Annotated in this window: 15 protein-coding genes; 7 read left to right on the top strand and 8 right to left on the bottom strand. The window is 63.2% G+C overall.

Going from position 1 to position 13219, the window contains the following annotated elements:
* The 3 genes from GSQ88_RS30140 to GSQ88_RS30130 all read left to right on the top strand — a co-directional run.
* Positions 1 to 675: M16 family metallopeptidase (locus GSQ88_RS30140; RefSeq protein ID WP_174248146.1), on the top strand; the 675-nt coding region annotated here is incomplete at its 5' end.
* Positions 676 to 747: 72 nt separating this feature from the next.
* Positions 748 to 1335, top strand: a complete 588-nt coding sequence (locus GSQ88_RS30135; RefSeq protein ID WP_159011447.1) for a GNAT family N-acetyltransferase — start codon at positions 748 to 750, stop codon at positions 1333 to 1335.
* A 117-nt stretch (positions 1336 to 1452) separates the two neighbouring features.
* Positions 1453 to 2118, top strand: coding sequence for a hypothetical protein (locus GSQ88_RS30130; protein WP_159011501.1), 666 nt, complete (start codon positions 1453 to 1455; stop codon positions 2116 to 2118).
* A 132-nt stretch (positions 2119 to 2250) separates the two neighbouring features.
* On the opposite strand, the gene GSQ88_RS30125 is transcribed toward GSQ88_RS30130, so the two are convergent.
* The 5 genes from GSQ88_RS30125 to GSQ88_RS30105 form a co-directional block, all read right to left on the bottom strand.
* On the bottom strand, positions 2251 to 2736 hold the full coding sequence (locus tag GSQ88_RS30125; RefSeq protein ID WP_159011445.1) for a F0F1 ATP synthase subunit B family protein: 486 nt from the start codon (positions 2734 to 2736) through the stop codon (positions 2251 to 2253).
* Between the two features lie 6 nt (positions 2737 to 2742).
* The gene (locus tag GSQ88_RS30120) at positions 2743 to 3285 is read right to left on the bottom strand and encodes a F0F1 ATP synthase subunit B family protein (RefSeq protein WP_159011444.1); all 543 of its coding nucleotides are present in this window, start codon (positions 3283 to 3285) and stop codon (positions 2743 to 2745) included.
* Between the two features lie 60 nt (positions 3286 to 3345).
* Positions 3346 to 3573: a F0F1 ATP synthase subunit C gene (locus tag GSQ88_RS30115; protein WP_009796340.1), complete on the bottom strand. Its 228-nt coding sequence runs from the start codon at positions 3571 to 3573 to the stop codon at positions 3346 to 3348.
* A gap of 42 nt (positions 3574 to 3615) precedes the next feature.
* Positions 3616 to 4365, bottom strand: a complete 750-nt coding sequence (locus tag GSQ88_RS30110; protein ID WP_159011443.1) for a F0F1 ATP synthase subunit A — start codon at positions 4363 to 4365, stop codon at positions 3616 to 3618.
* A 69-nt stretch (positions 4366 to 4434) separates the two neighbouring features.
* Positions 4435 to 4809 carry an AtpZ/AtpI family protein gene (locus tag GSQ88_RS30105; RefSeq protein ID WP_159011442.1) on the bottom strand — a complete coding sequence of 125 codons (375 nt, stop codon included), beginning with the start codon at positions 4807 to 4809 and terminating at the stop codon, positions 4435 to 4437.
* A 251-nt stretch (positions 4810 to 5060) separates the two neighbouring features.
* On the opposite strand from GSQ88_RS30105, the gene GSQ88_RS30100 reads away from it, so the two are divergent.
* From GSQ88_RS30100 to GSQ88_RS30090, 3 genes are all read left to right on the top strand, one after another.
* Complete coding sequence (locus GSQ88_RS30100) at positions 5061 to 5684, top strand: 2-hydroxychromene-2-carboxylate isomerase (RefSeq protein ID WP_159011441.1); 624 nt, start codon at positions 5061 to 5063, stop codon at positions 5682 to 5684.
* 50 nt (positions 5685 to 5734) lie between these two features.
* Positions 5735 to 6289: a hypothetical protein gene (locus GSQ88_RS30095; protein WP_502706779.1), complete on the top strand. Its 555-nt coding sequence runs from the start codon at positions 5735 to 5737 to the stop codon at positions 6287 to 6289.
* 151 nt (positions 6290 to 6440) lie between these two features.
* The gene (locus GSQ88_RS30090) at positions 6441 to 6914 is read left to right on the top strand and encodes a secondary thiamine-phosphate synthase enzyme YjbQ (protein ID WP_159011440.1); all 474 of its coding nucleotides are present in this window, start codon (positions 6441 to 6443) and stop codon (positions 6912 to 6914) included.
* Positions 6915 to 6981: 67 nt separating this feature from the next.
* On the opposite strand, the gene GSQ88_RS30085 is transcribed toward GSQ88_RS30090, so the two are convergent.
* A complete protein-coding gene (locus tag GSQ88_RS30085) occupies positions 6982 to 8616 on the bottom strand; it encodes an MFS transporter (protein WP_246785109.1) in 1635 nt (544 codons plus the stop codon).
* Positions 8617 to 8689: 73 nt separating this feature from the next.
* Entirely contained in the window at positions 8690 to 8977 is a 288-nt protein-coding gene (locus GSQ88_RS35380; RefSeq protein ID WP_210253922.1) for a hypothetical protein, read from the bottom strand.
* On the opposite strand from GSQ88_RS35380, the gene GSQ88_RS30080 reads away from it, so the two are divergent.
* The gene (locus GSQ88_RS30080; protein WP_159011439.1) at positions 8967 to 9638 is read left to right on the top strand and encodes a response regulator transcription factor; all 672 of its coding nucleotides are present in this window, start codon (positions 8967 to 8969) and stop codon (positions 9636 to 9638) included. The genes GSQ88_RS35380 and GSQ88_RS30080 overlap by 11 nt on opposite strands.
* A 15-nt stretch (positions 9639 to 9653) precedes the next feature.
* On the opposite strand, the gene GSQ88_RS30075 is transcribed toward GSQ88_RS30080, so the two are convergent.
* On the bottom strand, positions 9654 to 13163 hold the full coding sequence (locus GSQ88_RS30075) for a PAS domain-containing hybrid sensor histidine kinase/response regulator (protein ID WP_159011438.1): 3510 nt from the start codon (positions 13161 to 13163) through the stop codon (positions 9654 to 9656).
* Positions 13164 to 13219 lie beyond the last annotated feature (56 nt).

The raw sequence follows: 13219 nt of genomic DNA, 5'->3' as shown, positions 1-13219 counted from the left end.
TTTTCCGGCTTCGAGGCGGGCGCGGCGCCGAAGCCGCAAGCCGCGATGTTCGGCAAGGGCGGCTCCCGCGTGGTGCATCGCGATCTCGAACAGGCGCATCTGACGTTGGCGCTGGAAGGCGTGCCGCAGGGCGACCTGTCGCTGTTCTCGATGCAGGTCTTCACCAACACGCTGGGTGGCGGGATGTCGTCGCGGCTGTTCCAGGAGGTGCGGGAAAAGCGCGGGCTGTGCTATTCGATCTACACGTTTCACGCACCCTACAGCGACACCGGCTTTTTCGGGCTCTACACCGGCACCGATCCCGGCGACGCCCCCGAGATGATGGAGGTGATCGTCGACGTCATCAACGACGCCGTCGAGACGCTGACCGAAGCCGAAGTCGCCCGCGCCAAGGCGCAGATGAAGGCCGGGCTGTTGATGGCGCTGGAGAGCTGCTCGTCCCGCGCCGAACAGTTGGCGCGGCATATTCTGGCCTACGGCCGCCCCCTGACGGTCGAAGAGCTGGTGGCCCGGATCGACGACGTCAGCGTGGAATCGACCCGGAACGCGGCGCGGGGATTGTTGTCGCGCAGCCGGCCCGCCGTCGTGGCGCTTGGCAGCGGCAGGGGGCTGGACACGGCGGTGGCTTTTGCGGAAGGATTGACAAAGTCGAAGGCTAAAGCTCGTCTTCACTAGGAGCATGATCGAGCCGCGCCGGCGCCGGGTGGTGTCGCGCGGCGGCAGTGTCAGGATAATGGGGGGAAGCCCATGGCGTTGTTTCGATTGCCATCCAGCGGATCGCCCGCGCTCGCCCCGCGCGGCCACGGCCTGCTGCTGCGCGCGCCGCAGATGTCGGATTTTCTGCAATGGGCACATTTGCGGGAAACCAGCCGCAATTATCTGACCCCCTGGGAGCCGATCTGGCCGTCCGACGACCTGACCCGCTCGGGCTTCCGCCGGCGGTTGCGGCGCTATGCCGAGGACATCGCGGCTGATCGGTCCTACCCGTTCATCGTGTTTCGCGAATCCGACGGGGCGATGATCGGCGGCGTCACGTTGGCGAATGTCCGCCGCGGCATCGTGCAGGCCGGCACCATCGGCTATTGGGTCGGGCAGCCCCACGCCCATCGCGGCTACATGACGGCGGCGCTGCGGGTACTGCTGCCGTCGCTGTTCGGCGAACTCAATTTGCACCGCGTCGAGGCCGCCTGCATCCCCTCCAATGCGCCGTCGATCCGGGTGCTGGAGAAATGCGGCTTCAGCCGCGAGGGCCTGGCGCGGCGCTATCTCTGCATCAACGGCGTCTGGCAGGACCATCTGCTGTTCGGCCTGCTGCATGAGGATTTTCGCGGCTGAAGGCGGCTGTCCAGGCGCCTTGGGTTTGCCGCCATTGCGCTGCTATAAGCGGCCGGAAAATGATGGTTGGATGACGTGTGGGGCCAGGGACGTCGTATGGGTAAGAAGCATGTGATCATGACGGCATTTCCGTCGCGCAAATATCGCGTGGTCGCGGTATCGGCCGTGGTCGCGCTGGCGGTCGGTTGCAGCCTTTTTGCCTCGCCGGTGGCCGCGCAATCGCTGAGCGATCGCTTCAAGGGCCTGTTTGGCGGCGGATCGTCGGATCAACCGGCCCAGCCTGCGCCGGGAGCCCCTGACGCGGGACCAAGCGAGAGCCGGATCGAAGAGACCTGTCCGCCGGTCAGCATTCGCGCGGGGGCATCGACCTATTCCGTGGCGGCACCGGGCAAAGAGGCGGTCGGCGATAACGTGCGTTATCTGGCCTCGATCACCAAAGTCGCGCGCGATTGCAGGCGAACCGGCGACGACATTACGGCGCGGATCGGTATCCAGGGCCGGGTGATTGCCGGTCCGGCCGGCGCGCCGGAAACCGTCGAGGTCCCGCTGCGCGTGGCCGTGGTGCAGAGTGGCGTGAACGAAAAAACCATCGCCACCAAAGCCTACCGGACCACGGTGGCGATGGCGGCGGACGGATCGGTGCCGTTTACGCTGGTCGCCGACGACGTGGTGTACCCCATCGCTCCCGGCGCGGTCGGGGATTCCTACATTTTCTATATCGGCTTCGATCCGCAGCTGCTGACGCCGGAGCCGAAGGCGCCAGCCAAGCGCAAGAAGAAGTAGCGGCGCAGGGGCTTCCCTTGAAGGGGCAAATCGCTTCAGTCTGTCGTCCCTGGGAACGTGTTCGCAGGGACAAAAGAAAAAAGCCGGCGCGAGATGATCGCACCGGCTCGGCATTCTCGAATGAAATATTCGTCAGTTCAGCTTGGCGCGAACTTCCGCGATGCCCTTGGCCAACAGATCGTCGGCGACTTCGCCCTTGACCGATTGCGACAGGATCGTGGAGGCCGCGGCGACCGCGGCACTGGCCGCGGCCGAGCGAACGTCGGCAATGGCCTGGGCTTCGGCGAGTGCGATCTTGCTCTCCGCGGTCTTGGTGCGCCGGGCGACGAAGTCTTCCATCTTGGTCTTGGCCTCGGCCGCGATCCGCTCGGCTTCAGCCTTCGCCGCGGTGATGATGTCCTGCGCCTCGCGCTCGGCGGTGGCGTGACGGGCCTTGTACTCCGCGAGCAATTTGGCGGCCTCTTCCTTGAGGCGGCGGGCGTCGTCGAGTTCGGTCTTGATACGCTGGCTGCGATGATCCAGCGCGGTCAGCACCGTGCGGTGCACGCCGACATAGACGAACACGCCCATCAGGATGACGAAGCCTACGGCGACCCAGAATTCCGGTTCGGCGAACATCAGATCTTATCCCTTCAACGAGGCGTCGACGGCGCTGTTCACGGACTGGGCGTCCGGCGCAATACCGGTCAGCCGCTGCACGATCGCCGAAGCCGCATCCGCGGCGATGCCGCGAACATTGCTCATCGCAGCTTCTCGCGTCGAGGCGATGGTCTTTTCGGCGTCGGAAAGCTTCGCCGCGAGCTTCTCTTCGAGCGTCTTGCGCTCGGCGTCGGCCGCGGCATTGTGTTTTTCGCGGGCCTCGGCGCCGATCGCCTGCGCCCGGCCGCGCGCCGCGGCCAGTTCGCTCTCATAGGCCTTCAGCGCGCCGTCGGATTGGTCCTTCAGCTTTTGCGCATCGGCCAGATCGCCCTCGATCGTATTCGCCCGCGCGTCGATCACGCTGCCGACCCGCGGCAACGCGATACGCGAGACGATCAGATAGAGCGCAACGAACGCGATCAACAGCGACACCAATTGCGAAGCAAAGGTGTCCTTCTGGAAAGGCGGAAACTCATGCTTTGCGGCAGGAGCTTCGGTGTGCGCCGTCGTGCCATGACTTTCAGCCACTGGCTTCTCCTGTTCGGCTTGAACCGCGTATCCCGCAACCGGGATACGCTCAGGAAGATATCAGAGCGCGAACAGCAGCAAGAGCGCGATCAGCAGCGAGAAGATGCCGAGCGCTTCGGTCACGGCGAAGCCGAAAATCAGGTTGCCGAACTGGCCCTGGGCTGCCGAAGGATTGCGCACCGCGGCGGCGAGATAGTTGCCGAAGATGATGCCCACGCCGGCGCCCGCGCCACCCATGCCAATGCAGGCAATACCAGCGCCAATGTACTTTGCAGCGATCGGATCCATGAGACGAACTCCTTGTTGAGGTTTGGTGAGAGAGGACCGGGTTTAGTGGCCCGGATGGATAGCATCGTTGATGTAGATGCAGGTGAGGATGGTGAAGACGTAGGCCTGGAGGAACGCGACCAGCAGCTCGAGCGCGGTCAGCGCGATCACCATGCCGAGCGGCAGCACGGCGCCGAAATAGCCGGCAATGCCAAGCCCCGCCAGCAGCGGAATGAAGCTGGCGAACACCGCGAGCGCGATATGGCCCGCCAGCATGTTGGCGAACAGACGCACCGAGTGCGAAATCGGCCGCAGGAAGAACGAGAACACCTCGATGAACACGACGAGCGGCAGGATGAAGATCGGAATGCCCGACGGCACGAACAGTTTGAAGAATTTCAGGCCATTTTTGTAGAAACCGTAGATCAGCACCGTCAGGAACACGATCATCGCGAGCACGGCCGTGACGACGAGGTGGCTGGCGATGGTGAAGTTGTAGGGAATGACCCCGACGATGTTCGAAACCGCAATGAACATGAACAGCGAGAACACCAGCGGGAAGAACTTCATGCCTTCCTTGCCGGCCGTCGACCGGATGGTGTTGGCGACGAATTCGTAGCTGATTTCAGCGACCGACTGGATCCGGCCGGGCACCAAATGCTTGCCGGCCACGCCACCGATCATCAGCAGCGAAATCAACGCCACCGAGCCGAACATGTAGGCCGACGAATTGGTGAAGGCGATCTCCTGATGGCCGATATGGCCGATCGTGAAGAGCTTCTGGATATTGAACTGTTCGATCGGATCGATCATCCGCGGCGTATCTTTCGTCCCACCGGCCACGCCGGCGCCTGCAATCAATTCGTCCGGTCTTTCCGTCTTTCAACGGCCGGTTCTGTCCGGAGTAACGCCCGCCGACCTTATCACGTTGACCACACCGGCCGTGAAGCCGAGCAGGACAAACACGATGAGCCCCCAAGGCTTTGTCGGCAGCACGTGGTCGAGACCCCAGCCGATCAAAGCTCCGACGACAACGCCGGCGATCAACTCCGAAGAAAGCTGGAAACCGCGCCCCATCGCCGATGCTCTGGCCGCGCCGTCTCCGCCTCCAGATTCGGGTTGGTCAGTCCTGACTTTGCGGCCGTCCCGAATTTCGGACAACCGCTGATCCAGACTTCCGAGCCTTGCGGAAAGCGCAGCTTCGTCGGACGATGTATCGTGATTTCCGTTCCCGCCGTCGTTCGCGCCTTCAGCCATGCTGTGGAGACCCGAAACAATGCCGCGTTGATGGAAATGACGCCCCGTCACCCTCAAAAGCCGCGCGGACCATACTTAGCGCGTCTAACCAAGTCAAGATTGCGTCGTAACCAGTTAGTGCATTGATTCTATTGTATTTATCAAGCCTGCCGCGAACCGCCTGTGGAGCAGTCGCCGCACTGCAGCAGCCTTGCATCGCCGTGGCGGGTCTGTTGGGATGATCGTGGCCAATCAACCTCCCGGGAATCCGCATGCCGCGCCAGGTCGACTATTATTTTTCGCTGCAATCGCCGTGGGCCTATATCGGGCACAATCTGTTTCGCGAGATCGTCAGCACCTACGGTCTTGCGGTGAACCACAAACCGGTGGTGCTGGTCGATTTGTTTTCGGAAACCGGCGGGTTGCCGCTGCTCAAGCGCCACCCGGTACGGCAGCGCTATCGGATGGTCGAACTGCAGCGCTGGCGCGACAAGCGCGGCCTGCAATTTCATTTGCAGCCGGCGAACTGGCCGTTCAACGCGCGGCTGGCCGACGGCGTCGTGATCGCAGCAATCGAGGCCGGCCATGATCCCGATCGATTCCTGCGGCGGGCGTATGCGGCGGTATGGGAGGAGGAACTCAATCTCACCGATGCGGCGACGCTGGTTAAATTGGCCGACGATTGCGGATTGCCGGGCAAGCCGCTGGTTGAGCGCTCCGGCAGCGAGGAGATCAGCGTGGTCTATGAGCAAAACCGTCAGGACGCGCTGGCCGCCGACGTGTTCGGCTCGCCGGTCTATGTGCTCGACGGCGAGGTATTCTGGGGCCAGGACCGGATCGAATTGCTCGCCGATGCGTTGAAATCCGGCCGTGCGCCCTATCGTTCGCAACCCTAGCCACCATTATAATAGCGGGCAGTATCGGCGGTTTGAGGCGGAGCACTTCGATGATGACAACAGTGTCGCTTGCCAAATTCACGATTTCGCTGATGGCCGCCGCGATGGCCATCGGCATCGGCGGCGCCGCGGCGGGGCCGCTGCCGGATACCGAGAACGGCCGCTATACGTTGTCGCCGGTCAACGATGGCATCATCCGGCTCGATACCCGGACCGGCGAGGTCTCCACCTGCAATAACAATGGCAACGGCTGGGCCTGCTATGCCGTGCCCGACGAACGCGCGGCGCTCGACGCGGAAATCGGCCGGCTGCAGGCCGACAATGAAAAACTCAAGACAGAATTGGAAAAACTCAAGACCCAATTGGCGGAGCGCGATGCCACCGTTACCGGCAAGATCGATGAGCCGCTGCCGAAGGGCGACCCGCTGAACAAACCCGAACCGAAGGTCGCCGAGGGCGGGCGCAAGATCGAGATTCCCAGAATCGAGATACCCTTGCCGAGCGACCGCGACATGGATCGCGCCATGACTTTCCTGGAGCAAGCCTGGCGGCGTCTGGTCGAGATGGCCAATCGCGTGCAGAAGGACGTCAACGGCAGGATTTGAAAAATGCTGTCGTCCCGGCCTCCGCGCCGGGACCCATACGCCGTGTCCTCTCGTTTTGGCAGTGAAGCAAAGGCCTTCCGCAATCACCAACGCCAGGGGCTATGGGTCCCGGCGCGGAGGCCGGGACGACAAAACGTTGATTGAGAAATTCATGACCTCTTCCAAATCCATCTCCCGCACGGCGCCCTCGGCGGTTACCGCTGATGCCCTCGTGACGTCGCTGCTGACGGTGCAAACCGCCGGCGCAGGCTTTGTCGATCTCACTGCCGAGGTCGCAAAATTCGTCGAAGAGGCCTGCGCGCGGGAAGGCGCGGTGACGCTGTTCGTCCGTCACACGTCGGCGTCGCTGACGGTTCAGGAAAATGCCGATCCGTCGGTGCTGGACGATCTGATGATTTCGCTCGGCCGGCTCGCCCCCGAGGACGGCGGATGGAGCCATGACACCGAAGGTCCCGACGATATGCCGGCGCACATCAAGACCATGCTGACGGCGACGTCGCTGCAGATTCCGGTGCTCAAGCGCCAACTCGCTCTGGGCGTCTGGCAGGCGATCTATCTGATCGAACATCGCGCCCGGCCGCACCGGCGCGAGGTGGTGCTGCAATTCATGGGACGCATTGGTTAAGACAGAGCCGGGTTAAAACAAAACCGGCCGCGGATCGCTCCGCGGCCGGCTTGATGTCAGGGCTTGCTCAGGTTTTGGTGATATCGACGTCCTTGGTCTCCGGCAGGAACAGGAAGCCGACGATCAGGCTCATGATCGCGATGCCGACCGGATACCACAGGCCGGAATAGATGTTCCCGGTTGCGGCTGCGATCGCGAACACGGTCGCGGGCAGGAAGCCGCCGAACCATCCGTTGCCGATGTGATATGGCAGCGACAGCCCGCTGTAGCGGATCCGGCTCGGGAACAATTCAACCAGCCAGGCTGCGATCGGCGCGTAGACCAGCGTCACATAGACCACCAGCAGCCAGAGCATCACCACCGTCATGACCTGATTGATTTCGGCCGGATCGGCCGAAGCCGGATAGCCGTGCGCCTTGATCGCCGCGGGCAACGCCTTGGCGAAGTCGGGGCTATCGGCGGAGAGCGTCTGGTCACCGATCTTCACCTTGGCCTTGGTTCCGGCGGGTGCGGTCTCGTTGTTATAGTTCACCGACAGGTTGACGAGCCCGGATTTGGCGACGTCGCAGCTGGTGGTGAATTTCTCAGTGCCGGTTGCCTTGAACTGGAACGAGCATTCGTTGGGATCGGCGATCACGGTGACCGGCGCGGCGGACAGCGCCGCTTCGAGCTTCGGGTTGGCGAAATGCGTAATCGCCTTGAAGATCGGGAAGTACGTCAAGGCTGCCAATAGGAAGCCGGCGAGAATGATCGGCTTGCGGCCGATCTTGTCCGACAGCCAGCCGAAGATGACAAAGCCGGGTGTGCCGAGCGCCAGCGCAATCACGATCATGATCTGCGCCGTCACGGCCGGCACCTTGATGGTCTGGGTCAGGAAGAACAGCGCGTAGAACTGTCCGCCGTACCAAACCACGGCTTCGCCGGCGGTCGCACCCAGCAGGGCCAGGATCGCAATTTTGGCATTCGACCATTCGCCGAACGCTTCCCTCAACGGCCGCTTCGAAGTGGTTCCCTCTGCCTTCATTTTCGCAAAGATCGGCGACTCGCTCAGGCTCAAGCGGATCCAGATCGATACCGCGAGCAGGATACCCGACAGCAGGAACGGAATGCGCCAGCCCCAATCGCTGAATGCCTCTTCTCCCATCCAGCTGCGAATGCCCAGGATCAGCAGCAGCGCCAGGAACAGGCCGAGCGTCGCGGTGGTCTGAATCCAGGAGGTGTAGTAGCCGCGCTTGTTGGCGGGCGCGTGCTCGGCGACGTAAATCGCCGCACCGCCATATTCACCGCCGAGCGCAAGGCCCTGCACCAGCCGAAGCGCGATCAGCACGATCGGCGCCGCGATGCCCCAGCTTCCATAGCCCGGCAGCAGGCCGATGAAGAAGGTGCCGACGCCCATCAGGCTCATGGTGATCAGGAAGGTGTATTTGCGTCCGACCATATCGCCGAGACGGCCGAAGATCAGGGCGCCGAACGGCCGGACGGCGAAGCCGGCCGCAAACGCCAGTAGGGCGAAGATGAAACCGACATTCGGCGGCACGTTGGCGAAAAAGTATTTGGCGAGGAACACGCCCAGCGTTCCGTAGATGTAGAAATCGTACCATTCGAAAACGGTACCCAGCGAGGAAGCGAAGATAACCTTTCGCTCTTCAGCCGTCATTCCACCGGTGCGAGCTTCCGCGCCCGCTGTCGCAGCCATTGCCATTGTTCGCTCCCCTGTCCGTTAATGCGCATTCGCCCACTCGCCGGTCTTCGCCGGGTTAGCCTGGGACATTTCGTCACGGTAACATCACCGTGAAATCCGGCCAATTAAGACTTTCGGCCTTATAGGGTGGTGTTGTGGGAACAATGCGCGTTCCGCGCGCCCGGGCGCTGGCAGCTTTCAATCTATTGCGATGCACAAACCGGACCGGATTAACCGCTTTGCCGCAAAGCAATATTGCACGCTTGCATGCGCCCGCGTGGCAGAGGACAATTGCAACAGGGAAAAATTCACCTGGCGAAAGCTCTATCGAGAGGCCACGGATTTTGCCGCAACCGGCTTGTAAGAAATAAATGACCTCCAATACGCACCTCATCATCGCCGACGACCATCCGCTGTTCCGCGACGCGCTGCGGCAGGCGGTTGCAGGCGTCGTGACGTCGGCGAGGATCGACCAGGCCGGGACGTTCGATGAACTGACGGCGCTGCTCGAGCAGGATTCCGATGTCGATATGGTGCTGCTCGATTTGTCGATGCCGGGAATCAGTGGCTTCTCGGGCTTGATCTACCTGCGTGCGCAATATCCGGCGATCCCCGTCGTGATCGTGTCGGCCAGCGATGACGGCAGCACGATCCGCCGGTCGCTGGATTTCGGCGCCTCGGGCTTCATCCCGAAGCGGTTCGGGGTCGAGACCTTGCGCGATGCGATCGTGAAAGTGATGGATGGCGACGTCTGGGTGCCGCCGGACACCGACCTGTCGTCGGTCACCGATCCGGACATGACGCGCCTGCGCGACCGTCTGGTGACGCTGACCCCGCAGCAGGTGCGGGTGCTGATGATGCTGTCGGAAGGGCTGCTCAACAAGCAGATCGCCTACGAGCTCGGCGTGTCGGAGGCGACCATCAAGGCGCATGTCTCGGCGATCCTGCAAAAACTGGGCGTCGAGAGCCGCACCCAGGCGGTGATCGCCGCGGCCAAAATCGCCGGCGGCCAATGGCGGCAACCCACGCCGATCGCGCAGTAAGCCTATCCCGCGATTCTACTCGGCCGCCGCCATCCGCTGGCTGCGCCATTGGCCAATCAAGGCACGCAGCGATGCCGGCTTGACCGGCTTGTTGAGCACCGCGATTTTCTCTTCGCGCGCGGCGTCGCGGACATGCGGGCTGCGATCGGCGGTGATCAGGATTGCCGGAATGGCATCGCCGAAGCGGCGGCGAATGTCGCGGATCGCGGCGACGCCATTGCCGCGATCGAGATGATAATCGACGAGCAGGCCGGTGACCCGGCCGCCCGCGGCGTCGATCGCCGCGAGGGCGGCATCGGGATCGGCCGCCGCGATCACCTCGGCCCCCCAGGTCTTCAACAGCGTCTTCATGCCGTCGAGAATCGCCGCGTCGTTCTCGATGCAAACGATCAGCGTGCCGCTCATCGGCGCCTTCGACAGCGGCGTGGCGCTGGTGACGGCCGCGGTGAAGTTGATGGCTTTCGCGATCGGCAGTGTCACCGAAAAGAACGAGCCGCCGCCGGCATTGGAGTCGAGCGCGATGCCGTGGTTGAGTACGCGCGCGAGCCGCTCGACGATCGACAGCCCGAGGCCAAGGCCGCGCGCGATCCGGGCGCCCTGTTCGAGCCGGTGAAACTCCTTGAAGATCTCGCCGCGCTTGACGACCGGAATGCCGACGCCGGTATCGTAGACGCAGATCTGCAAGCTTTGGCCGTGACGGCGGCAGCCGACCAGCACCCGCCCGCGCGGGGTATATTTGATGGCGTTGGAGATCAGGTTCTGCAGCAGCCGCCGCAGCAGCAGCCGGTCGGATTGCACCGGCAGCGAACTCGGTACGAAGGTGAGCTTCAGCCGCTTGGCCCGCGCCATCGGCGCAAATTCGATCTCGAGCGAACGCATCAGGTCGCCGATCTTGAAGCTCGTGATCGACGTCGTCATGGCGCCGGCGTCGAGCCGTGAAATATCCAGCAGCGCGCCGAGGATTTCCTCGATGGCTTCCAGCGAATCGTCGATGTTTTCGACCAGCCGCGCATCCTCGCCGCCGCTCTGCCGCTCGACCAGGCTCGTCACGTAAAGCCGCGCCGCGTTGAGCGGTTGCAGGATGTCGTGGCTCGCGGCCGCCAGAAATCGCGTCTTGGAGATGCTGGCGTCCTCGGCGGCGCTCTTGGCCAGGGCCAGTTCCGAATTCAGCCGGGTCAGTTCCTCGGTGCGGTCGCGCACGCGTTTTTCCAGGGTCGCATTGGAGCGCTCCAGCGCTTCGGCGGCCTCGAAGCTCGGCGTGACGTCGGAAAAGGTGATGACCAGTCCGCCGCCGGGCATCCGGTTGGTCCGCACTTCGATCACCATGTGGCGATCGGGTAGCCGTTCCAGATACGGCTCGCCCTCGGTGGTATAGGCGTTGAGCCGCATCTCCAGCAGCGTCTCTTCGTCTTGCAGGCCGAGCGGGCTGAGCGCTGCCATGAATTCGAGGATCTCGCGCAAGGGCGTGCCGAGTTGCACGAGATGGGGCGGCAGGCCGAGCAGTTCGCCGAACTGATGATTCGAGCAGATCAGCTGCAGGTCGACGTCGAACACGGCGATGCCCTGCCGCACATGATTGAGCGCGGTTTGCAGGATCTCGCGATTGAAGTGCAGCGCGGCGTGGGAATCGTCCAGCAGCTTGAGCGCCGCCTTGGCGGAGACGGTGCGCTTGCGCAGCAACAGCGACATCACCAGGCGCGATGAGGCCGCGCCGATCGACGACGCGATCAAATGCTCGGCGTGGCGCAGCAACTCGAAATCGGCGGGCGCCGCCGGGTCGAGCGACGCCGGATGGGTGGCCGCGAAGGCCTCGAACGAACGGCGGGCGCGGTCGGGGCCGAGATATTGCGCCACCGTGCTCTGGATATCCTGCGCGGTTACCGTGGTGCGCCAGCGCCGGAATGTCGGCGCGATCGGGGCGAGGGCCGTGGGCACGAACAGATCCGCCTGCAACCGTTCGATCGAGGACGGCATCCGCGCCAGCGACAACACGACATAGGTCAGGATGTTGAGCGAGAGCGACCACAGCACGCCATGCAGCAGCGGCGTCAGGTCGGCGCCGAACAGCGCTTGCGGCCGCAGCGATTCGATGCCGAACGGGCCGTGCTGCAGCAGCATCAGCCCGGCGGTGCTGGTGTCGAGGAAGCTCGGAAGGAACAGCGTGTAGATCCACATCGCGATGCCGACCAGCATGCCACCCATGGCGCCACGCGCGGTCGCGCGCCGCCAGAACAGCCCGCCGAAAAATGCCGGCGCCAACTGCGCGATCGCCGCGAACGACAACAGGCCGATCGCGGCCAACTGGGTGTTGCCGAGCGCGCGATAATAAAAATACGCCATCACCATAATGGCGAAGATCGAAAAGCGCCTGATCCTGAGCAGGAAGTCGCCAAAATCCTTTTGCCCGCCGCGGGCCTCGACGCCGCGCTGCAGTACCAGCGGCAGCACGATGTCGTTCGACACCATGATCGCCAACGCGACGCATTCCACCATCACCATGGCGGTCGACGCCGACAGGCCCCCGATGAAGACGCCGACGCTGAGCAGCAGCGAATTTCCCTCCATCGGCAGCGCCAGCACATACATGTCGCTGTCGACCGCGCCGAACGGAAAGATCACCAGGCCCGCGATCGCGATCGGAATCACGAACACGTTGATGGCGACCAGATACAGCGGAAACAGCCAGCGCGCCCGTTTCACCTCGCTATCGCTAGAGTTCTCAACCACGCTGACGTGAAACTGCCGCGGCAGCAGTACGATGGCGCAGAACGACAGCAGCACCATGGTGAGGAAGTTGCCGATCGAGGGCACGTAATTGATCGCGCGCACCGCTTCCGGCGTCTTCATCGCGCGTTCGATCAGTTCCTCTGGAGTAAACATCCAGAAGGTGACGAAGGCGCCGGCAGCGAGAAAGGCCACCAGTTTTACGATCGATTCGGTTGCGACCGCGAGCATCAGGCCATGCTGATGTTCGGTCGCGTCGGTCTGGCGGGTGCCGAACAATACCGCGAATGCGGCCATCGCGATCGTCACCATCAGCGCAATATCGCCGATGATCGGGATCGAGGAGAAGGCCTGGTCTTCGCTGAGGATCGTCTCCAGCGACGACGCCACGGCCTTGAGCTGCAGCGCGATGTAGGGAACCGATCCGATGATGGCGATCAGCGCCACGGTCGCGGCGACGGCCTGGCTCTTGCCGTAACGGGCGGCGATGAAATCGGCGATCGAGGTGATGTTCTGCGATTTGGCGAGCCGGATCACCCGGCGCAGGATCGGCGTGCAGAACACGATCATCACGATCGGGCCGACATAGATCGCGAGGAAGTCGACGCTGGTGCGGGTGGCGAAGCCGACCGAGCCGTAATAGGTCCAGGAGGTGCAATAGATCGCCAGCGACAGCGGATAGATCAGCGCGCTGGCGCGGCCACGTTGCGTCGGCGACAGCCGGTTGCCGTGGCTGGCGACGAAAAACAGGAATCCAATGTAGCCGAAGGCGGCTGCGATTACGCCCCAGTCGTGCAACATCGCTGTTTGCTCCCTTGCGATCTCGGCGTGAGCCACTTCAAAGGGGCGCCGTCGCA

This window comes from Bradyrhizobium sp. S69, assembly GCF_009766005.1.
In the GTDB taxonomy this organism is placed as follows: domain Bacteria; phylum Pseudomonadota; class Alphaproteobacteria; order Rhizobiales; family Xanthobacteraceae; genus Bradyrhizobium.
Note: the sequence above shows the minus strand (reverse complement) of the source record. Positions and strands in the feature narration are given on the sequence as shown.